We start from the raw sequence: 20,726 nt of genomic DNA, 5'->3' as shown, positions 1-20,726 counted from the left end.
CTTAAATTAAAATTAAATACACAAATTGAATATTATGAAAAGTAAATATGTAATACTTGCGTCAGCATTATTGATTTCAGTAGCTACTTTTGCTCAAAAAGATCAGATTAAAAGTGCTGAAAAAGCGCTAAAAAGCGGAGATGCTCAAGGTGCAATTGCTATACTAAAAGATGCAGAAAATTTGGTTGTTAACGCCAAAGATGTTGAACAGGCACAATACTATTCTGTACAAGGAAATGCTTATTTAGATTTAGCGAATAAAAAAGTTGAAGAAGGTAAAAACTTATCGCTTGCTGCTGAAAGCTATAAAAAATTAATTGATATTGAAAAAGCATCTGGAAAATTAAAATATTCAACTCAGGCTGCTGCTTCAATTACTGAAATTAAAGGAAAATTGATTAACTCTGCTATTGCAGACAGTCAGGCAAACAAGAATACAGAGGGAGCAAAAAAATTGTATGATGCTTATTTATTAGATAAAAAAGATACAATTAATTTGTATTATGCTGCTTCTACAGCTGTAAATGCGCAAGACTATGATACAGCTTTGCCAATGTATGAAGAATTAAAAAAAATAAATTATTCTGGTAAAGGAACTAGTTATACAGCATTAAATAAAGCTTCTGGGAATGAGGATGGTTTTAATACTACTAATGAAAGAGATTTAGCTGTAAAATTAGGAACTCACGAAAAACCTAAAACGGAAGCAATTCCTTCTAAAAGAGGAGAAATCTATAAAAATTTAGCCTTAATCCTGGTTCAAAAAGGAAGAACTGAAGAAGCTAAAAAAGCAATTGCTGATGCGAGAAAAACAAATCCGGAAGATACTTCTTTGTTGCTTACAGAAGCAAACTTGTACCTGGAAACTAAAGATTTCGATACATACAAGAAATTAGTTAATGAGGCTTTAGAAAAAGATCCAAATAATGCTGATTTAATCTTCAATTTAGGAGTTATCAGCGGTAACGCTGGTAATAAAGCTGATGCTGAGAAGTATTATTTGAAAGCGATTGAAATCAACCCAAGTTATACTAATGCCTATTTGAACCTTGCAGCTTTAAAATTAGAAGCTGAGAAGCCAATTATTGATGAAATGAATAAATTGGGTACTTCTGATAAAGATACAAAACGTTACGACGTTTTAAAAGGACAGAGAGAAAACGTTTTTAAAGGTGTGATTCCTTATCTTAAAAAAGCGCATGAATTAGATCCTAAAAATGAAGATGTGTCTAAAACATTATTAGGTGTTTATAAAGCATTAGAAATGACTGCTGAAGCAAAAGCATTGAAAGCTACAATGAATTAATTAGTCATTTATTCTATAAAAAAAATCCCGTTTTTGATAAAACGGGATTTTTTTATGCTTAAAATTATCATTATCTAAAGCAAAGTCGTTGATAACGTAATTGTTGTGTTTAAAAGCTTAGAGATCGGACAGATTTCTTTTGCTTTTGCTGCTGTTTTTTCAAATTCTTCAGCTGAAATTGATGGTACTTTTCCTTTTAGGTCTAAATGAATTAGTGTTATAGTTCCATCTTCAAAAGTTACTGTAGCTTCTGTGGATAAATCATCTGCGGTAAAACCTCCTTCATTCAATAAGAAACTTAATTGCATTGTAAAACAGCCTGAATGAGCCGCTGCAACAAGTTCTTCCGGATTTGTACCAACGCCATCTGCAAATCTTGTTTTAAAGGATAATTGTGCATTATTTAATGTTGTACTTTGAGTACTGATTGTTCCGGTTCCTTCCATGCCTGTTCCTTTCCAGTTGGCATTTGCTTTTCTAGTAAATTTCATTTTATAAAATATTAAGGTTTATAATCTTTTGATACTCAAATATAAACAATATTTTACAGAATAGTTTTATCCAATTAAAACGTAATGTTAAGTTTGGGGAATTTAACCGCAATGTTCGCAAAGATTTACGCAAAGTTCACAAAGGTAAATCAATACAAAGTTTTGCGAACTTTTATCTTTAAGTCTTCGCGTGCTTTGCGATAAAAATATTAACTATAAAAAAGGTGTAATGATTATTTTCATTACACCTTTTTTATTTTTTAGCATTTAAATCTATTCCTGACCTAAATTACGCAATTGTTTCAATTTATCTTTCCACACTTCAAGACTTTCTTTGTGAATAGCTATGTTTTTGCGAACTTCAAGCACAATTGAGTTTTCTTTTTTAGCGTTTTTAGTATTCGTAAAAAACTGAATATTATTTTCTAATTGGAAAATTTCGTTTTGAACTTCTTCAATTTTACGCATTAAGAAGATTTTTTCGTTATCTAATTTACGTGTATCGTTGCTTTCAGATAAAGAATCAATTCTGTTAGAAAAACGCATCATCTCTGTTTCTTTTTTACTCAAACTTAGTTTTTCAAAAAGGGCGTCTAAAATTTTGTTGAATTTCCCTTCAATATGACGTCTTGAAAAAGGTACTTTTCCAAATCCCTTCCAGGTTTCAATATGTAATTTAATAGCGTCTAAATCTGTTTTGTGATCGCCTGTTAACTGATAAGCTCTCAAGGTGTCTAAGTATGCTTTTTTGTTATCAAAAGCAGCTACTTCGTCTCCATTTTCTTCCGATTTATGCTCTTTTAACTTGTTGAAATAGTGATTACAAGCGTCTTTGAATTCTTTCCAGATTTTGTCTGAATATTTTTTAGGAACATGACCAATTTGTTTCCACTCTTCCTGAATTTGCTTCATTACTGGAGTAGTAGCGCCAAAATCTGTACTTTCTTGTAGTTCTTTTGCTTTTGCAACAAGAGCCATTTTTTTGTTTAGATTGTCGTTTTGATCTTTTTTAATGTCTTTGTAAAATGAGTTTTTAAAAGAATTAAAATTTCTAACAGCAGTTTTAAAAGCAGCCCAGGTCTCTTCGTTTACTTCTGATGGAACTTTTCCGGCAGCGAAAAACTCATTTCTAAGTGCTTCAACTTTTTGAATTTGTACCAACCATTGTGAGTGAGATCCAACTTTTTCAGTTGCTAAAACCTCTATTGTTGCAATAATTCCTTTTTTAACTTCTAGATTCTGTTGCTCGTTTGCTCGCTGGCTTTCGAATAAAAGTTCTCGTTTATCGTGAATTCTTTTAGTTAGCTCGCTAAATTTATTCCAGATGGCATCACGATGTTCTTTTGATACGGGTCCGATATCTTCTTTCCAGATTCTGTGTAAATCCTGTAACTCACGAAACGCTTTACTAATGTCAGTTTCGTTTGCTAATTCTTCTACACGAGCAATTATTTTTTGCTTTTGATCAAGGTTGTATTTGAAATCTAAATCTCTGGCTTCACGATCTAAATGCAGATAATCATAGAAATTTTCTACATGAAAATGGTAATTGTTCCAAACGTGATTGTATTTGTCTTTAGGAATTGCTCCTGCATTTTTCCATCTTTCTCTTAAATCATTAAAATGCTTAAGCGTATCTTTAATGTTTTCCTGCGGATTTATAAGTTCTTTTAGTTCTTCAACGATTGCAAGTCGATTCTCTAAATTTGATTTTAAATTGGTTTGTAAATGTTTAAAATGAACATTCCTTTTTTCTCTGAAGATATTGTAATATTCATCAAACTTAGATTTCAGTGGAGAATGGTATTCAAATTCTTCATTTGGATCTTGTTTGGAGGCATTAAATTCCTCTTTTTTCTCCTCAATAAGATGATTGTATTGTAGTAAAAATGATTTTTTAATCTCTTCAATATGATCTTTTACAGACATGACTTTATCTGTATTGACAAGCTTTTTTAATTCATCAACAAGGGCATCTAATGAAAAAGTATCATAATCCTCCATAGGAATATCATGGCGCTCTTTTAGCGTCTCATCTTCACTTTCTTCTGCATTAGAATTTGTTATAGCGTCAAGTGCTGTTTGATGGTTGGTTTCTTCAACTGCAGTATTATTTTCTATTTCATTTTCAGATGAAATTTCTTTTTCCGGCGTTGTTTCAGAACTCAATGTTTCAATTGCATCATTTTGTATAGAATCGCTAATTTCGATTCCTGATTTTCCATCTGCTTCTTGCAGGTTATCATTCTTTTCTTCTAACATTTTAAATGTATAAGGTTTTTATTTTAAACATTGCGAAAGATAGTAAAGGTGTTTCTAAATACAAAATAAATCCCTTATTTATAACAGTTTTTACGATAAAATTCCTATTTTATAGAATCATATTGTAGATATCATATAAAGTTTTAATTGTTTATTTAAAGTATATGTAAATTCAATATGAATAAATAAATTTAAAAAATGCTGAAATTAACTTTAGAATATTCTGAAAAAAAACTAAATCTTTACTTCATTTAGCTGATGCTAATCAAACTAAAATAAAATCAGCACACCAGCTTCTAAGCCATAATTGTATGTTTTATCCCCGCCGAACGCAACACTTGGATGAATATATACCAGATTAGTAGGAGTTATTTTTCTCCCGTATTCTACGTAAGCGTTATTTTGATAACCCTTTAGTGTACTATTATATCTAAAAGCAACGTCACCAGCAATCCAGTTTTTACCAAAGAAATGAAACAATACATTTTCAAAAACGCCAATGCTAATATCATTACGCTGACTAGAGCCTGCAAAACTTTGCTGATATTCAAAAGAGGAGATCCAGAGGTTTTTTTTAGAATTGAAATATCTTCCATAAAAGAAGGCTGGCATGACTACCCATTTTCCTGATCCAAAAGCGGGGTCTACTGCAGAGTTAGCGTAAACTCTGGCTCTTACAGCAACACCTTGGCTATTTTTCATAAAAGGGATATAACTGATACCCATACCAACATCTCCAATCCCGGTTTTGTTTGTCTCATTAGTATTCGCTGATACTAAGGGAAGATCAAATCTTAAATTCCATGCTTTGCTTCCAATTGGAAGTAAACCACGTACCTGTGTGGTATTAAAAGAACCATTATCGGTATCGAGATATTCGTTGTAAAAAAGTAGCGTTTGCAGGTAATAACGGAAACGAGGTTCAGTAAATGGAATTTTTTCTTCAACTTCAGTTCCTTGCGCTTTTGAAGTTGTAATTCCTAGAAATATAAAAATACAGAGTAAGTATAATTTCTTCATAACTACCTATTAATGAATAGACTAAGTTACGAAAATTACTTTAACATTTTATTTGTTAAGATTTTTTTTATTTATTCCATATTTTCCAGGCTTTTTCGGCTTGAAAAATAAGCATGTCGTATCCATTTTTAGTAATTGCTCCGTATTTTTTAGCATTTTTCATAAACTGCGTTTCCGCAGGATTATAAATTAAATCGTAAGCAATATGTTTATCAGTAAAAAATTCGTATGGTAAATCAGGACAAGCTTCAATATTTGGACTTGTGCCAACTGGTGTGCAATTGATTATAATTTGGAAATTGTCAAAAGTCGTTGCATTAATCAGATCATAATCAATGATGTTCTCTTTGGCTTCTCTTGACACAAAAGTATACGGAATATCAAGTTCATCTAAAGCAAAAGCAACGCCTTTTGATGCACCGCCGGTTCCTAAAATAAGTGCTTTTTTATGATGTGATTCTAATAATGGTTTTAATGATTTTTTAAAGCCGTAATAATCCGTGTTGTATCCTTTTAGTTTTCCGTTTTTGGTAAACTTAATAGTGTTTACCGCACCAATTAATTTTGCTTTAGTTGATAGTTTATCTAAATAAGGAATTACTTGCTCTTTGTACGGAATTGTAACATTTAAGCCCTTTAAATCCGGATTGTTTTTTAATAATCCGGTGAAGTGATTAATTTCAGAAATGTCGAAATTTTCGTAGCTGTTGCCGGCAAAAACTTCATCACTAAATTTTTCTGTAAAATATCCCTTTGAAAAAGAGTAACTTATATTACGACCCAATAAGCCAAAACGCCTTCTTAAAATATCAATCATTATTGTTTTCTATGTTTTTCAATATAATTTTTAACCATTTTTTTTGTCCAAACTACAGGAAATAAATCTTCGATCAAAATATAATTATCAAAGTTTAAACGCAAACCATTACTTAAATGGAATTTTGCTTTTGTGTTATCCTGAACCATAAAATACAATCCTGCCAAACGATATTCGATTTCGTTTTCCTCTGGAAAGTATTCTGAAGCCTGTAATAAAGTTTGAATAGCACTTTCAAATTCACCTAAAAATTGTAAAATATCAACCCAAAATAACCATGTGTCTAAAGCGTAATCACCAAATTCTACCGCTTTTCTGTATCCAAATTCTGCTTCTTCAAAAAAGTTCATCTGTTTGTTGATCGTTGCGTAACGCTTCCAATACAAACGATTCTGATTGTCGATTGCTAATGCTTTGTTGACAAAAAACAATGCTTTTTGAAAGTTTTTTTGGCGAACATAAAAATCGGTAATGGCAATCCAGCCTTTATCTAAAAGAGGATCTTCATGAACCGTTTGGTTATAATATTGAAGTGCCTTTACAGCATTTCCTAATTTTTCATAACATTTTCCAATGCGCAATAAAGCATAAGAAGTTGCATCGTCCAATTCGATAGTTCTGTTATAGCTTTCAATGGCTTCAGCGTATTTTTTCAAACGCTCGTAAGCTTTTGCTTTTTCCATGAAGGCCCCTAAAAACTCGTCATCGATTAACGTTGCATAATCAAAAGCACGAATTGCATTTTCATATTCTTTTACACCATAATGCAAGCGCCCAAGCTGATGCCAGGCAATTTCGCTATAGGGGTTTTTATTGATATAATCGTTTAAATAAACGATAGCTTCCTGATTTTGATCTAAAAATTCAAAACAATAAACTACGTTATATAAAGCCGATTGGTCTTCTAAATCCTCTTCAAGACATTTGATAAAACTATCTTTTGCCATTTCAAGGTTATCCATAAAAAGGTATTCCATTCCAATCAGGTTGTACACGTCAGCGTAGTCATCCGTATATTGCAAGGCAATTTTAAGTAACTCTACTGCTTTTTCGTGTTGATCTCTTTTTGAACAAATATTAGCTTTCTGGATGTAAATTTCCTCATTGTTAGGTTCAATTGCATACAATTCATTCAAAAGCTTTTCAGCGATCTCAAGTTTGTCGTCGTAAACCAGCATTTCTACTTGTACTAATTTTAAGCCTGTAGATTTTGGATGTTGGTCTAATGCAAGTTTTAAGGCCTTTTTTGCTAAATTAGCCTTGCCTATATCTAAGTAATGAAGAATAATTTCTTCGAATTCTTCAGAATCAAAAAAGAGTACTTTGTTAGTTTTTAACATGGACTCAAATTTGGATAGGGATAGGTTATAATCTTCTTCTTCGTTGCTTAATTGCATACTGTCTTTATTTGAAATTAGCCTGTTATAAATTTAGGCAACCATATTATTGTTGTGGGGAAAGGAAATTAATTGTTTTGAACAATTTAATTAACAATATGGACAGAATTTATATTCTGTTTTTAGTCATAATCTTCTGATGTATAGAAGATTATTTTGGTTATTATTCTAATTTTTATTTTTGTTGGATAACAAATCCCAATAGCTTAAAATTAAGCTTCTTGTTCTTTTTTCATAATGTCATCCATAACGCTTAAAATTATAGCACAACCTTCTTTTATTTCTTCTTCAGAAATGGTTAATGGCGGTGTAATTCGAATGGCACATCCTTCAAACAGCAACCAGAATAAAATCAATCCTTTATCCTGAGCATTTAAAATAACCTGATTGGTTATTTCAGCTGTTTCGGTCATTGCAGCAAGCATTAATCCTTTTCCTCTAACTTCCTTTATCAAAGGATGTACCAAAAGCGATCTAAAGAGTTTTTCTTTCTCTAAGGCTTCTTGCATTAAGTTAGTCTCAGTTAATTCCTGCAAAGTCGCCAAACAAGCTGACGCAATGACAGGGTGACCACCAAAAGTTGTAATATGTCCTAACTTAGGGTTTTCTGTCAAAAGATCCATTTTCGCTGCAGAAGCTGTAAAAGCACCAACGGGCATTCCGCCTCCCATACCTTTTCCCATAACAACGATATCCGGAACGACATCGTAATTTTGAAAACCAAAAAGTTTTCCTGTGCGGCCAAATCCGGGCTGAATTTCATCTACAATCATCATGGCTCCAACTTCATCACAGCGTTTACGGACTTTTTGTAAAAAGTTGTTTTCTGGTTGAATAAATCCGGCACCACCCTGAATAGTTTCTAAAAGAATTGCTGCAGTTCGGGTTGTAATTTTCTGTAAATCTTCTTCGTTATTGAAAGTGATAAAATCGACATCTGGTAATAATGGACGAAAAGCCTGTTTGCGCTCTTCAAATCCCATAACACTCATCGAGCCCATTGTATTTCCGTGATAAGCATTATGACACGAAATAAGCTGACTCCGACCTGTTGTTCGTTTGGCTAGTTTAAGTGCGCCTTCGATAGCTTCTGTTCCTGAGTTTACTAAATAGGTTTTATTTAGAGATTCTGGCAGAAGTGAAGCTAGTAATTTGCAATATTGAACCGCAGGACTTTGTGAATATTCTCCATATACCATAACATGTGAATATTTATCCAACTGATCTTTTATTGCCTGATTTACTCTCGGATGCTGGTGCCCAAGCGTACAAGCAGATACGCCGGCAACAAAATCTAAATATTTTTTATCGTTTGTATCGTAAATATAAGAGCCAATGGCATGAGATACTTCCATTCCTAATGGATATGGGGAAGTTTGAGCCTGGTATTTTATAAAATCTGGATTCACTGTTGTTTGTTTAAAAGTTTCATGTTTGCTTCGCCAATTCGGCTTTTCAGCCTCGGGCCAGGTTTCAAGTTGACTGAAAACTGAAAATTGCGAATGATTTTTTTTAACTGTAAAGATCGTTTTTGCGCACTATGAACTGAGACTGGGACTAAAAACTACTTCTTAGTCTTAGAAGTTTTTGTAGTATCTGCTTTAGATGTACTTGTTTTTGCTGCCGGTTTCTTTTTATCGTAATTCAAAGTTTCTTTCCTGACTTTCATAGGAACATCTTTGTCTTTAGCTTCCTGATCTTTTCCTTGCTGAATTAGTTTGTCATTTTCTTCATTTTCTTCAGCAGTAAAAATATCATCTTTCGATTTTATTCTTTCATCACCACGCCAGACTAAACCTCTTAATTTTCGTGCATTTTCAGGTAAATCGGCTTCCGGATAAATGTCACCATCTACTTTATTATAAAATGTGATCGTTTCAACCGCATTATTCTCTAAAATAAGATTGATTTTACTGCTGACATTTTTATTAATTCCGATGAGTTCATTGGCGTCATTTCGCATATAATAAATCACTTCGGTATTTTTGATAACATCGACATCGTGAAGTTTACCATCCCTGAATTTTCCAAATAAATTGAGTCCTTTTACCTGATTAAACCCGGTTCCGAGCGTATCCCGCGAGACCAGAAAAGTATTATTGAGCACTTTTAAGGAATCTAGTTTTTTGGTAGTATTATCGCCAATTAAATGCATGACATCTCCGGTAATCTGATTGTCTCCATTCCATAAAATAGGATTTCCAATCAATTTTGTCAAGGCTGTTTTGGAGTTTGAATGTATAGAATCACATTTTCCACTCATATCAACTTTAAAAAAACGAACATTGTTATATGCTCTTAAAATTCGTTCGCCTTCTTTTCCGGTAACCATAAGTTTTTTTCCATGAATATAAACCGAGTCGTTCTCAACAAAGTTAATAGCTACCGCTCTTTTAGTAACAAACATTGAATCTTTCAATTTATAAACTTCAGCATAATGCCCTTTAACAATTCCACGATTGATAGAATCTGTGATTTTTACATTTCGTGTGGCTGAGGCAAATTCGGTATTTCGGTTGTAATACAAACTATCGCCTTCTATAAGCCGGTCATCGTATTTTATATAGGATTTTCTTAGAAAATGTGCGAGGTTTTTCTTGGTGTCATAAAAACCTTTTTCGGTATAAATATAATTGGCTTTACTGGTAATTGTTGATGGACCAAGTAGATATGTATGTCCTGAATTACTGTAATAGTCTAAGTGATTTGACTTTACAACATATTTAGGATTTGTCAGTGTTACTTCGGTTAAAAACTGAAACTTTTTTTCAGCAACATAATATCTTCCCGATTTACTCACCAGAGTGTTATCCTTGTTAACAATTGTACCTTTTGTATTGTAAAAAACCTCCTGAACATTTCGATCAAAATTAATGGTATCAGTGGCTAAAGTTGCATCAGGAGAAGTCATAACGGCATTTCCCGTCGCAAATGCTTTTTTTAAATTCCCATTATATTCGGCATATTTACTATTTAAAAATAAAGTGTCACCTTGTACCAATTGTACATTACCAAAAGCTTTAAGGTAATTTTCTTTCTGAAAAAAATAGGCTTTATTGCAGGTTAGTACAACACCGTCATGATTTACTTTTACATTTCCTGTAAGTAAAAGTGCATCTGGCATTAATTCTTGATTAACATCAGAATAATCAGCATTTTCTACAATAATTTTTTTAGGTGTCTGCGCAAAAATGCTTTGAACACTTAAAAGAAACAAACAATAAGATATGAAAAAGAGAGATTTCTTCAATTGATTAAATTTTTGTCAAATTTATGAAAAAGGATACAACCTTCATGGATATTAGGATTAATTTATATTTTTTAGGTTCAAAGCTTCAGAGGGCCAAAGGTTCAAAGGTTTCTTTAAGTATTGCACTCTGTACGTTTGAACTTTTGCTCCTCTGAAGCTTTTAATTGTCAACAAAATAAGGTACTCTCACGTTGTAGTAGATCATTGTTAATCCATTTTTAGAGAAATTGAATTGAATTTGATTTGAATTTTAAAAATTAGATTAAATTTAGAAAATGGTTTTGAAGGAATAATTTAATTATAAAGCCTCAAAAAAAGATTAGATTATAAAAAAGAATATGATAAATAAACGATTTATAGTTGCAGGAATGGCTGTAACGGTGCTATTTTCAGCATGTAAAACAAAAGATCTAAAAATGAATACGTCTAAAGAAGAAATGGCTACAGAAAAGAAAATTGTAGTGTACCAGGTTTTTACACGCTTGTTTGGAAATAAAAATACGACCAATAAATTTTGGGGAACTATTGAAGAAAATGGAGTTGGAAAGTTTAATGATTTTACGGATACTGCTCTTCATGAAATTAAAGATTTAGGTGTAACCTATATTTGGTATACCGGCGTTCCGCACCATGCATTAGTTCGTGATTATACAGCGTACGGAATTTCAAATGATGATCCAGAAGTAGTAAAAGGTCGTGCCGGATCGCCTTATGCAGTTAAAGATTATTACAATGTAAACCCTGATTTGGCGGTAAATCCTGCAAATCGATTACAGGAATTTGAAGCCTTAATTTCTCGTACGCATAAAGCTGGATTGAAGTTAATAATTGATATTGTGCCCAATCATATTGCCCGTAAGTACGAAGGGAAAAGCAATCCGGAAGGGGTGAGCGATTTTGGTGCTAATGATGATGTAAATGTAGAATACAAAAGAGATAATAATTTCTACTACATACCCAAAGAACATTTTGAAATACCAGACGGTGATATTCCATTAAATGGAGAGAAAAATCCTCTTGTTGATGGTGTGTTTGATGAAAATCCTGCTAAATGGACGGGAAATGGTTCCAGAAAAGTAAAACCTGACCAAAATGACTGGTACGAAACAGTAAAGGTAAATTACGGAATTCGCCCTGATGGTTCAAAAGATTTTCCTGAACTTCCAGTAGGATTTGATCAAAAGAATTATCAGGAACATTTTGCTTTTTGGCAGGATAAAGATGTACCTGATTCCTGGAAAAAATTTAAATCTATTGCTTTGTACTGGACAGCAAAAGGCGTTGATGGTTTTCGTTATGACATGGCTGAAATGGTTCCATACGAATTCTGGAGTTATATGAATTCGGCTATTAAGATGAAAAACCCAAATGCTTTTTTGTTAGCAGAAGTTTACAATCCAAATGAATATCGCAATTACATTCGTTTAGGAAAGATGGATTATTTGTATGATAAAGTGGAAACTTATGATAAGTTGAAAGATATTATAAAAGGGAAATCTTCACCAGACGGATTATCGGATATTCAGAAAGGGATGTCAGACATTGAACATCATATGCTTCATTTTTTAGATAATCATGATGAACAACGTTTGGCAAGCCCTGAATTTGCGGGAACACCAGAACGAGGAAAGCCATTGATGGTCGTTTCAACAACGATAAGTACATCGCCAACAATGGTTTATTTTGGACAGGAAGTAGGAGAGGCCGGAAATGAAAATGCAGGTTTCGGAACGCATTCCAGAACTTCTATTTTCGATTATATCGGAGTGCCAAATCATCAAAGATGGATGAATGAAGGGAAATTTGATGGAGGACAACTTTCAGATTCAGAGAAAAATTTACGTGATTTTTACAAGCGATTATTGAATTTTTCAATTAATAGTTCGGCTTTGATGGGAAGTTTTCAGGAAATTCAGTCAGTAAATCGCCAGAATAATCCAGGTTATGACGAATCTATTTATTCTTATACACGTTGGTCCGAAAAACAAAAACTAATTGTGGTGGTGAATTTCTCTTCTGAAAAAACAAGTGAATTTGAATTAAAAGTTCCTTCTGATGTTATTTCAAAATGGAACTTAAAAGATGGAGAATACCAATTAGAAGATCAGTTGTATCAAAAGAATGCAGTGCAGTTAAAAGTGAATAATGGAGAAGGAATTGCAAAAGTAAAAATTGCACCTTCAGAATCGTTTATTTATGAATTGAAATAAGATATTTAGTCAAAAAGCATAAAAAAAAGCTGATACTTAATTTGTATCAGCTTTTTTACTTTTATACTTTTTTGACTTTCTTCAAAGCCTCTTTATAATTTTCATTTACTTTTTCCCAATTAATATGTTTGTAAAAAGCATCGATATAGGTTCCTTTTCTGTTTTGGTAATCTAAATAATAGGCATGCTCCCATAAATCAATTCCCATTATTGGAGTTCCGGGAATCAAGGCATTTTTCATTAATGGATTATCCTGATCTCCTGTAAGTGTTACCTGGAGTTTTCCATACCTGTCAACGACCAGCCAAACCCATCCTGAACCAAATTGTTTGGTAGCCATAGCTTTAAATTGGTTCGTTAAGTTATTAAAAGAACCAAATTCTTTATTTATAGAACCAGCTAAAGTGTCTTTAGGAGTTTGTTCTTTTGGTGTTAAAAGATTAAAATACATGGTATGATTGTAATATCCTCCTGCATTTTGACGAAGCTTAGCATTGCTAAGATCCATTTTTTTGAGAATATCTTCAATAGGCATGTTTTCAAATTCTGTAGAAACAATTTCTTTATTTAAGTTATTGGTGTACGTTAAATAATGTTTCGAATAATGTGTTTCTAAAGTTAGCGAGCGAATATCAGGAGCTAGTCCATCATAAGCAAAAGTCAATTTTGTAAGTTCAAACGAACCGGGATCAGCTTTTACTTCTTCAGGTGTACCAATTGTTATTTTTTCTTCTTTTGTTGGTAGAGGAACTTCAACAACTTCGGTTAATTTATTGCTGTCATTACAAGAAAATAATACGAAAAATGAAGCTAAAATGCCAAAGCGAATAAAATTTTTCTTCATAATGTAATTTATTTTGATGTTAGAGAATTTATGATTTCGATATAACTTTCTTTTGCTTCGTCAATTGATATATGACTAATCTGCATCCATGCATTTGTTTTGAACGCATCCCGTAAATCAAAATTTTCAGACTGATTATATACAGCTGTTCCAAAAGTTGCCTGCTTGTAGTATGCATAAAGTCTTAGCTGCACATCTTGTGGCAGTGAGGCTTGTGTCATTTTTAAAGCATTTTCTACAGCCTCTGAAAAACGAGTATCTAAATCTTTTTCAGTCATTTAAGCTTTTGTAGCAATGATAGTTTTTCCACCAATTGCTTTTTGATTCAATTCTACATTAATTTGTGTACCTAAAGGTAAAAATAAATCTACTCTCGAACCAAATTTTATGAAACCTGCATCAGTTCCCTGAACAACCTGCATTCCTTCTTGTGCATAGTTTACAATTCTGCGCGCTAAAGCACCAGCAATTTGTCTGTATAATATTTGGCCAAAGGTTTCGTTTTCAATAACAACAGTAGTTCTTTCGTTTTCTTCACTTGCTTTTGGATGCCATGCTACCAAGAACTTACCCGGATGATATTTACTGAATTTGATAATTCCGTCCATAGCATAGCGCGTAACATGCACATTTATTGGTGACATAAAAATAGAAACCTGTAAACGTTTGTCTTTAAAAAACTCACCTTCATAAACTTCTTCAATAACCACAACTTTTCCGTCAACAGGAGCCAGAATGTGATCACTGTTTCTGATTGCGATTCTTTTTGGATTTCTGAAAAATTGCAGAATAATAATCAAAACTACTATTCCGGCAACTTGTACCAGAATTCGTAACCAACTAATATCAATGAATTTGTCAGCAATTAAAAGTACTGCAACAGCAAAAACAGTACCTAATAAAATGGATGGGCCTCCTTCTTTATGAAACATAATATAAAATTTGATAAAATAAAAATATAATTGGTGCTACAAATATAACACTATCTAATCGATCTAGAATGCCTCCATGACCGGGCATTATGGAACCGCTGTCTTTTACGCCGGCAATTCTTTTAAATTTTGATTCTATCAAATCTCCAACGGTGCCAAAAATACTCACTATTAAAGCGATTATGGTCCAGATCAAAATAGATTTACTGCTAAACTCAGGTTTTGGCTGAATATATAATTTCGAAATTAAAAATCCTGCGAAAGCTGCAAATACAACACCACCAATAAAACCTTCGATAGTTTTTTTAGGAGAAACGCGTTCAAATAATTTATGTTTTCCCATCGATTTTCCAACCAGATAAGCAAATGTATCATTGGTCCAGATTAAGATGAATAAACCAAGAATGATTTTTGGATTATAGTCATTGGTACCAAAAGAAATTTTAACAATAAATATAAATGGTAATACAATGTATCCTAATAAATACAAATATTTTGAAGATGTACTGACGCTTTGAATATTGTCATAAAACAAAAACAAAATGCATTTTATAGAGATAACTAATGTTACAGCCAGCAATACAAGGTCTAATTGCTGGATATTCGTATTTAAAACTAAGGCTGAATCGAATGTAGTATTTAAAAACAAAGTAGTCTCTTTGTTATAATGACTGATTAACAGAATTGTACTGTATAACAGAATTCCAAAAAGAATAGAAAAGACTTTGCTAAGATTAACTAAATTGCAAAATTCGTAAATTGTAATTATTAAGAAAAGACCAAAAAGGATAATAAAGCTTTCGGTAGAAAACAGAATTGCAGTTAATAATAAAGCGATATAAACAGCACCAGAAATGGTTCTCTTGAGTGTTTCGTTCATCTTAAAGGTCTTCTAAAAGCAGTAAATAAAGATTTTTTGCAACGCTTCCGTATTGTGTAAAATCTTCCTCTTTTGCTTTTTCGAAATATTTTATTGTAGTAATATTGGTAGGGTAGTCTCTTTCGTATTTTCGTTTAATAGCGCTCAATCCATCACTTTTCATAGGTAGGATCTGGCTGGTCGTTGCTATAATAACGATATTTGCAGGCAACTCATTTGGTTTGTCCTGTCTGATCTGTTTTGATGAAAATAAAATAGAACCTTCATCGGCTATTAGGTTTTCGCAAGAAGCAAGTAAAAACTTAGGAGTTCTTGGTGAAACGTAAATAAGTTTGTTTTCTTCTAATAAATGAAAAAGTCCTGGCTCATAGCATAAAACTTCATTTTCGAACCAATCATTTTCTTCTAAAATGTTTTCAAATTGTTCCGCAACTTCCTGTTTGTTTTCACAATACAAAAATTTACCACCATTTTTCTTGAAATTGAAAATGAATTGCTCGTCAATAGATAAATGACTGTTCGGAATTGGATTTCCTCCTCCATATTCGCTTTCATGTTCTTCGTCAGATGCGGCGTCGCTAGAACCAAATATTTTTTTGAAAAAATTCATTTTATATGAAATACTTTACATGTTAATTGAAAACGTTCAAAGATAAAAAAATCTTAATTCAAAAGGCTATTTTGAATTAAGATTTTAAAAAATATTACATATTTCTGAATAATTTACGAAACCACTTCTTCCAGATTTTTGTCAAAAGTACGTTTTCCGAAAATTGTTTCTAAGTCATCTTTAAAAATAACTTCTTTTTCTATTAGTATATCAGCAAGCTGATTTAACTTGTCTTTGTTCTCTTCTAAGATTTGAATTGCTCTTTGGTATTGACCTTCAATTAATTCTGAAATTTCTTTGTCAATAACCTTAGCAGTTTCATCAGAATACGGTTTAGAGAAGTTGTATTCGCTTTGTCCGCTTGAATCATAATAAGTCACGTTTCCGATTTTTTCATTCAAACCGTAAATCGTTACCATAGCACGAGCCTGACGTGTAACTTTTTCTAAATCGCTTAGTGCGCCAGTCGAAATTCTGTCAAAAGTTACTTTTTCAGCAGCTCTTCCACCCATAGTAGCACACATTTCGTCTAACATTTGATCTGTTCTAACGATTTGTCTTTCTTCTGGTAAGTACCATGCAGCTCCTAAACTTTGTCCACGAGGAACAATTGTTACCTTAATAAGTGGCGCAGCATGCTCTAACATCCAGCTTACAGTTGCGTGACCCGCTTCGTGAATTGCAATAGCTCTTTTCTCTTCCGGAGTTATGATTTTGTTTTTCTTTTCAAGACCACCAATGATTCTGTCAACGGCATCAAGGAAATCTTGTCTGTCAACTGCAGTTTTATTGTTACGTGCAGCAATTAAGGCAGCTTCGTTACAAACGTTTGCAATATCAGCACCAGAGAATCCTGGAGTTTGTTTTGCTAAGAAATCTAAATCAAGACCTTCGATTTTCTTGATAGGCGCTAAGTGAACTTTAAAGATTTCAGCTCTCTCACGAATGTCCGGTAAGTCAACAAAAATTTGTCTGTCAAAACGCCCTGCACGCATTAAAGCTTTGTCAAGAACATCAGCTCTGTTAGTTGCAGCTAAAACGATTACGTTAGAGTTTGTACCAAAACCATCCATTTCTGTCAATAATTGGTTCAGAGTGTTTTCTCTTTCGTCGTTTCCACCTGACATATTGCTTTTTCCTCTTGCTCTACCAACGGCATCAATCTCATCGATGAAAATGATAGCAGGAGATTTTTCTTTAGCTTGTTTGAATAAGTCACGAACACGTGATGCACCAACTCCAACAAACATTTCTACGAAATCAGAACCTGATAAAGAGAAGAAAGGTACTTGCGCTTCACCGGCAACGGCTTTCGCTAATAAAGTTTTACCAGTTCCCGGAGGTCCTACGAGTAAAGCTCCTTTTGGAATTTTACCTCCCAAATTAGTGTATTTTTCAGGGTTTTTTAAGAACTCTACAATTTCTTGTATTTCTTCTTTAGCACCTTCTAAACCAGCAACATCTTTAAATGTTGTTTTGATATCTGTTTTCTCATCAAATAATTTAGCTTTTGATTTTCCGATATTGAAAATTTGTCCGCCACCGCCACCAGCGCCGCCTGACATTTTACGCATAATGAAAATCCATACACCAATAATGATGATGATCGGAAGCAAACTAATTAAAATATCGCTCCAATTATTTTTTTGTAAAAAATTAAAATCTTTCAGTTTTCCTTCACCAACAGCTTTTTCAAGTTTAGTCTGAAAAATCTGGTCGTTACCAATCTCTAAAGTATAGTGAGGACCTTTGTTTGGTCTTTCAAAAATATCTTTAGCAACTTTTTTATTCGCTGCATCTTTAAGAGCAGCAGCAGTTAAATAAACTTCAGCTTCAGCTTTATTATAAACGATCACTTTTTCAATTTGACCTTTTTCTAATAATGTATTAAATTTAGAAGAAGTTAATTGAGCAGGTTCGCTTAAGTTAGATCCTCCGGTTGCAAAACTTATAAATAAAAAAACTAAAAGTATTGCAGTGTATATTAACCAAGGACTTATTTTAAATTTACTCGGATTTGGATTATTATCTTTAGCCATTAGAAAAAATTTTCTTTAGTATTTGTTTTCGATTGTAGTTATTTTGGCGTCACCCCAAAGGCTTTCGATATTATAGTATTCACGTATGTGTTTTTGGAAAACATGTACCACGATGTGCACATAATCCATAAGAACCCATTCCGCGTTATCGGTTCCTTCTACGTGCCACGGTTTATCTTTTAAATCTTTAGATACTGTTTTTTGGATTGAGTTTACAATGGCGTTAACTTGAGTGTTAGAGCTTCCGTTGCAAATGACAAAATAGTCACAAACAGCCGTGTCTATTTCTCTTAAGTCAAGAATATCAATATCATTTCCTTTTACTTCTTCAATACCCTTTATTATGTTCGCCAGTAGAACATCATTATTAATAGTCTTTTTCGCCATGAATTATTTTATATGAATTTGTAAAGTTACCAAAATTTGTGATTATTTTTGAACCTTAACAAAATATTAAATTAAGTTATTTAAATTACTTGAATGAAACTAATCAAACTCGATGCCATAGATTCGACAAACGACTTTCTTAAGGCATTATCAAGCCAGGATGAACTTGATAATTTTACTGTGGTAACAGCTGAAAATCAGACAAAAGGCAAAGGGCAAATGGGAGCAAAGTGGGAATCAGAATCAGGTAAAAACTTAATTATGAGTGCCTTGGTAAAGGATTTTCTTTATAATAATGAACAGGTTTTTAATTTGAGTTTAATCGTTTCCTTGTCAGTTATTGAGGCTTTAAAATCATTAAATATTCCTGATTTAAGTATAAAATGGCCAAACGACATTATGTCATACAATAAAAAGATTGGTGGCATATTAATCGAAAACACCATCAAAAGTGATGGCAGGATCGTGTCAGTAGTTGGATTAGGACTGAATGTAAATCAAACAAATTTTGAAGAGTTGCCAAATGCTTCTTCTTTGGCAGTCATTTCAGGACATGATTTTAATAAAGAATTACTACCAGCTTTAATTATTGAAAAAGTACAGCAGAAAATTGAATCCTGGGAATTCAATTCGGCTATTTTGTGGAATGAGTATTTTAATACGCTATTCCGAAAAGGCGTTCCAATGCCTTTTAAAAGCCTTAATCCTGAGGCATCCGGACAAAACTTTATGGGAATAATACAAGGTGTTTCTTCAATCGGAAAAATACAAATTATGCTTGAAGACGATTCTGTTGCAGAATTTGATATTAAAGAAGTTCAAATGCTTTACTGAGAGGTTCAAAGGTGCAGAGTTACAAAGGTTCAGAGGTTTTAAAAACTTTGTGCCTTAGGGACTTCGTGGCAATTTACACTTTTACTAATTTTTGTTTTGGAGTAATTTTTCTATTCCAATAAATGATATAAATTGTTCCTAAAACAGAAGGAAGCATCCATGAAATTAAATTTCCAATTCCCATTCCGGCAACGATAAAAGCCGTAATTGACGCGATTAATGCCCCAACCATTTTTCCGATATGCTTAATTAGCCATTTTTTCTTGAATTCTGGAGGATTCTTGTAAAAAATAAAATCTTTAATGGTCATAAAGAAACCAAATCCTCCAAAGAAAGTAAACAAAATACCGTTTTCTATTCCGTTAAGCTGGCAATAGAAGCCTATGCAAATCATTATTACAGAAAAGAAAAGCATACTTCCTGAGATTAATTATCTAAAAAACCGGCTTGCAATTTATATTTGAAAGAAGAAGTTCTGTTTCCGGAAATCACCAGATAGATAGTAAACAATCCAATTAGGAATAAAAATATATTTTGGTGATTGGACATCAAGCAAATTGGCAGAGAAATCAAGCAGTTGGTCAACATTCCTATGGAAAATAATTTTCCCATTTTTTTATGCAGTGAACTTCCTTTTTTTACAAGAATGCTTCCAATTCCGGCCATTAAACCTATCCCTCCGAAAAATGCGTGAATGTAAATTAAAATTTTAATCGTTGTTTCCATTTTGGTTTGTATTAGTTTATGGATCAAACTTCGATTAATAATTTAGTGTAGAATAATTTTTGATTCTGAACTGTTGTTTTTTGAAGATGAGTTGTTTTTTTTTTTGAAGATTCTAAGGTTCTAAGAGGCTAAGATTCTAAGTTTTTTTGTCTCATTTTTTATTTAATCTCCAAAATTAGCGTGCTAAAAGAATCATTATAATCTGTGAAATCTGTGGCAATAAAAAAAGCCCGATCGTAAAATCAGGCTTTCATTTATAATTCACAATTAACCATTATTAAAGTTTAGTCATATTGTTAGCTAAAGTTTCAATGAATTTGCTAATTGGTCCCTTGATCATCATTGCCATCATGGCATTGAATTCGCCCTCAAAGAAAAGCTGTACTTCACTTGATGAATCTGAAACGCTATCGATATTGGAAACCAAAGTAAAAGGAAGTTTATCACTTGCAGCTCCCAAAACAATTTTGTTCGGTGCTGTTTTTTCCTTCATTTTTAGTTTTATTTCCGGCATACCTTTCAATCCAAAAATAAAAGCATCTTCGCCAATCACTTCAAATTTAGCGATATTATCAGGCATTAATTTTTCAAAATTCTTAACATCAGTCAATTGATCAAATAGATCTTGTGCTGATTTCTGAACAGTAACTTTTGGACTTTCTAAGTTCATATTTTATTTTTATTTAAATAACGTTGTATTTTTTAACCGCAAAGTGCGCAA

General features: G+C 32.6%; 20 protein-coding genes. 3 read left to right on the top strand and 17 right to left on the bottom strand.

Annotated features, from left to right (window positions below; translation table 11 throughout):
- Nucleotides 1-34 precede the first annotated feature (34 nt).
- Nucleotides 35-1,306 (top strand): tetratricopeptide repeat protein, encoded by a 1,272-nt coding sequence (locus B0A65_RS01100; RefSeq protein ID WP_074657270.1) that lies wholly within the window; start codon nt 35-37, stop codon nt 1,304-1,306.
- A 74-nt stretch (nt 1,307-1,380) separates the two neighbouring features.
- Here B0A65_RS01100 and B0A65_RS01095 read toward each other — a convergent pair whose 3' ends face one another.
- The 7 genes from B0A65_RS01095 to B0A65_RS01065 form a co-directional block, all read right to left on the bottom strand.
- The gene (locus B0A65_RS01095) at nt 1,381-1,797 is read right to left on the bottom strand and encodes an OsmC family peroxiredoxin (protein ID WP_074657273.1); all 417 of its coding nucleotides are present in this window, start codon (nt 1,795-1,797) and stop codon (nt 1,381-1,383) included.
- A gap of 273 nt (nt 1,798-2,070) precedes the next feature.
- Complete coding sequence (locus tag B0A65_RS01090) at nt 2,071-4,059, bottom strand: DUF349 domain-containing protein (protein ID WP_074657276.1); 1,989 nt, start codon at nt 4,057-4,059, stop codon at nt 2,071-2,073.
- A 270-nt stretch (nt 4,060-4,329) separates the two neighbouring features.
- On the bottom strand, nt 4,330-5,079 hold the full coding sequence (locus B0A65_RS01085; protein ID WP_074657278.1) for a lipid A phosphoethanolamine transferase: 750 nt from the start codon (nt 5,077-5,079) through the stop codon (nt 4,330-4,332).
- 67 nt (nt 5,080-5,146) lie between these two features.
- Nucleotides 5,147-5,896, bottom strand: coding sequence for a shikimate dehydrogenase family protein (locus B0A65_RS01080; protein ID WP_074657281.1), 750 nt, complete (start codon nt 5,894-5,896; stop codon nt 5,147-5,149).
- Nucleotides 5,896-7,293, bottom strand: a complete 1,398-nt coding sequence (locus tag B0A65_RS01075) for a tetratricopeptide repeat protein (RefSeq protein WP_074657290.1) — start codon at nt 7,291-7,293, stop codon at nt 5,896-5,898. Before B0A65_RS01075 ends, B0A65_RS01080 begins: the two co-directional genes overlap by 1 nt.
- Before the next feature lie 212 nt (nt 7,294-7,505).
- Nucleotides 7,506-8,702: an aspartate aminotransferase family protein gene (locus tag B0A65_RS01070; RefSeq protein ID WP_074657293.1), complete on the bottom strand. Its 1,197-nt coding sequence runs from the start codon at nt 8,700-8,702 to the stop codon at nt 7,506-7,508.
- A 155-nt stretch (nt 8,703-8,857) separates the two neighbouring features.
- A complete protein-coding gene (locus B0A65_RS01065; protein ID WP_083370367.1) occupies nt 8,858-10,543 on the bottom strand; it encodes an OstA-like protein in 1,686 nt (561 codons plus the stop codon).
- 338 nt (nt 10,544-10,881) lie between these two features.
- Between B0A65_RS01065 and B0A65_RS01060 the strand changes: the two genes are divergently transcribed.
- Nucleotides 10,882-12,753 (top strand): alpha-amylase family glycosyl hydrolase, encoded by a 1,872-nt coding sequence (locus B0A65_RS01060; RefSeq protein ID WP_074657300.1) that lies wholly within the window; start codon nt 10,882-10,884, stop codon nt 12,751-12,753.
- A gap of 61 nt (nt 12,754-12,814) precedes the next feature.
- On the opposite strand, the gene B0A65_RS01055 is transcribed toward B0A65_RS01060, so the two are convergent.
- The 7 genes from B0A65_RS01055 to rsfS all read right to left on the bottom strand — a co-directional run bounded on the left by B0A65_RS01055 (nt 12,815) and on the right by rsfS (nt 18,445).
- Nucleotides 12,815-13,597 carry a superoxide dismutase gene (locus B0A65_RS01055; protein ID WP_074657303.1) on the bottom strand — a complete coding sequence of 261 codons (783 nt, stop codon included), beginning with the start codon at nt 13,595-13,597 and terminating at the stop codon, nt 12,815-12,817.
- A gap of 8 nt (nt 13,598-13,605) precedes the next feature.
- Nucleotides 13,606-13,875, bottom strand: coding sequence for an acyl-CoA-binding protein (locus B0A65_RS01050; protein ID WP_074657308.1), 270 nt, complete (start codon nt 13,873-13,875; stop codon nt 13,606-13,608).
- Nucleotides 13,876-14,529, bottom strand: a complete 654-nt coding sequence (locus B0A65_RS01045) for a phosphatidylserine decarboxylase family protein (RefSeq protein ID WP_074657311.1) — start codon at nt 14,527-14,529, stop codon at nt 13,876-13,878. It lies immediately after the preceding gene.
- Entirely contained in the window at nt 14,519-15,409 is an 891-nt protein-coding gene (locus B0A65_RS01040) for a phosphatidate cytidylyltransferase (RefSeq protein ID WP_074657315.1), read from the bottom strand. The genes B0A65_RS01045 and B0A65_RS01040 overlap by 11 nt, the downstream gene beginning before the upstream one ends.
- A gap of 1 nt (nt 15,410) precedes the next feature.
- Nucleotides 15,411-16,019: a lactate utilization protein B/C gene (locus B0A65_RS01035; protein ID WP_074657318.1), complete on the bottom strand. Its 609-nt coding sequence runs from the start codon at nt 16,017-16,019 to the stop codon at nt 15,411-15,413.
- Between the two features lie 113 nt (nt 16,020-16,132).
- Nucleotides 16,133-18,058 (bottom strand): ATP-dependent zinc metalloprotease FtsH, encoded by a 1,926-nt coding sequence (gene ftsH, locus B0A65_RS01030; RefSeq protein WP_074657322.1) that lies wholly within the window; start codon nt 18,056-18,058, stop codon nt 16,133-16,135.
- Between the two features lie 15 nt (nt 18,059-18,073).
- Complete coding sequence (rsfS, locus tag B0A65_RS01025) at nt 18,074-18,445, bottom strand: ribosome silencing factor (protein WP_007809313.1); 372 nt, start codon at nt 18,443-18,445, stop codon at nt 18,074-18,076.
- 93 nt (nt 18,446-18,538) lie between these two features.
- Here rsfS and B0A65_RS01020 point away from each other — a divergent pair, with 93 nt between their 5' ends.
- Nucleotides 18,539-19,279 carry a biotin--[acetyl-CoA-carboxylase] ligase gene (locus B0A65_RS01020; protein WP_074657325.1) on the top strand — a complete coding sequence of 247 codons (741 nt, stop codon included), beginning with the start codon at nt 18,539-18,541 and terminating at the stop codon, nt 19,277-19,279.
- A gap of 73 nt (nt 19,280-19,352) precedes the next feature.
- Here B0A65_RS01020 and B0A65_RS23435 read toward each other — a convergent pair whose 3' ends face one another.
- The 3 genes from B0A65_RS23435 to B0A65_RS01010 form a co-directional block, all read right to left on the bottom strand.
- A complete protein-coding gene (locus B0A65_RS23435; protein ID WP_242670207.1) occupies nt 19,353-19,694 on the bottom strand; it encodes a hypothetical protein in 342 nt (113 codons plus the stop codon).
- A gap of 11 nt (nt 19,695-19,705) precedes the next feature.
- Complete coding sequence (locus B0A65_RS23430; protein WP_242670205.1) at nt 19,706-20,005, bottom strand: DUF2306 domain-containing protein; 300 nt, start codon at nt 20,003-20,005, stop codon at nt 19,706-19,708.
- Nucleotides 20,006-20,282: 277 nt separating this feature from the next.
- Complete coding sequence (locus B0A65_RS01010) at nt 20,283-20,675, bottom strand: orotate phosphoribosyltransferase (RefSeq protein ID WP_074657327.1); 393 nt, start codon at nt 20,673-20,675, stop codon at nt 20,283-20,285.
- Between the last annotated feature and the right edge of the window lie 51 nt (nt 20,676-20,726).

Origin of the sequence: Flavobacterium frigidimaris (assembly GCF_002217275.1) — a bacterium.
In the GTDB taxonomy this organism is placed as follows: Bacteria; Bacteroidota; Bacteroidia; order Flavobacteriales; family Flavobacteriaceae; genus Flavobacterium; species Flavobacterium aquidurense.
Note: the sequence above shows the minus strand (reverse complement) of the source record. Positions and strands in the feature narration are given on the sequence as shown.

Excerpts from the sequence above, each read along its gene's own strand:
- B0A65_RS01100 (WP_074657270.1), top strand. The coding sequence starts at position 35 with ATGAAAAGTAAATATGTAATACTTGCGTCAGCATTATTGATTTCAGTA.
- B0A65_RS01095 (WP_074657273.1), bottom strand. The coding sequence starts at position 1,797 with ATGAAATTTACTAGAAAAGCAAATGCCAACTGGAAAGGAACAGGCATG.
- B0A65_RS01090 (WP_074657276.1), bottom strand. The coding sequence starts at position 4,059 with ATGTTAGAAGAAAAGAATGATAACCTGCAAGAAGCAGATGGAAAATCA.
- B0A65_RS01085 (WP_074657278.1), bottom strand. The coding sequence starts at position 5,079 with ATGAAGAAATTATACTTACTCTGTATTTTTATATTTCTAGGAATTACA.
- B0A65_RS01080 (WP_074657281.1), bottom strand. The coding sequence starts at position 5,896 with ATGATTGATATTTTAAGAAGGCGTTTTGGCTTATTGGGTCGTAATATA.
- B0A65_RS01075 (WP_074657290.1), bottom strand. The coding sequence starts at position 7,293 with ATGCAATTAAGCAACGAAGAAGAAGATTATAACCTATCCCTATCCAAA.
- B0A65_RS01060 (WP_074657300.1), top strand. The coding sequence starts at position 10,882 with ATGATAAATAAACGATTTATAGTTGCAGGAATGGCTGTAACGGTGCTA.
- B0A65_RS01055 (WP_074657303.1), bottom strand. The coding sequence starts at position 13,597 with ATGAAGAAAAATTTTATTCGCTTTGGCATTTTAGCTTCATTTTTCGTA.
- B0A65_RS01050 (WP_074657308.1), bottom strand. The coding sequence starts at position 13,875 with ATGACTGAAAAAGATTTAGATACTCGTTTTTCAGAGGCTGTAGAAAAT.
- B0A65_RS01045 (WP_074657311.1), bottom strand. The coding sequence starts at position 14,529 with ATGTTTCATAAAGAAGGAGGCCCATCCATTTTATTAGGTACTGTTTTT.
- B0A65_RS01040 (WP_074657315.1), bottom strand. The coding sequence starts at position 15,409 with ATGAACGAAACACTCAAGAGAACCATTTCTGGTGCTGTTTATATCGCT.
- B0A65_RS01035 (WP_074657318.1), bottom strand. The coding sequence starts at position 16,019 with ATGAATTTTTTCAAAAAAATATTTGGTTCTAGCGACGCCGCATCTGAC.
- ftsH (WP_074657322.1), bottom strand. The coding sequence starts at position 18,058 with ATGGCTAAAGATAATAATCCAAATCCGAGTAAATTTAAAATAAGTCCT.
- rsfS (WP_007809313.1), bottom strand. The coding sequence starts at position 18,445 with ATGGCGAAAAAGACTATTAATAATGATGTTCTACTGGCGAACATAATA.
- B0A65_RS01020 (WP_074657325.1), top strand. The coding sequence starts at position 18,539 with ATGAAACTAATCAAACTCGATGCCATAGATTCGACAAACGACTTTCTT.
- B0A65_RS23435 (WP_242670207.1), bottom strand. The coding sequence starts at position 19,694 with ATGCTTTTCTTTTCTGTAATAATGATTTGCATAGGCTTCTATTGCCAG.
- B0A65_RS23430 (WP_242670205.1), bottom strand. The coding sequence starts at position 20,005 with ATGGAAACAACGATTAAAATTTTAATTTACATTCACGCATTTTTCGGA.
- B0A65_RS01010 (WP_074657327.1), bottom strand. The coding sequence starts at position 20,675 with ATGAACTTAGAAAGTCCAAAAGTTACTGTTCAGAAATCAGCACAAGAT.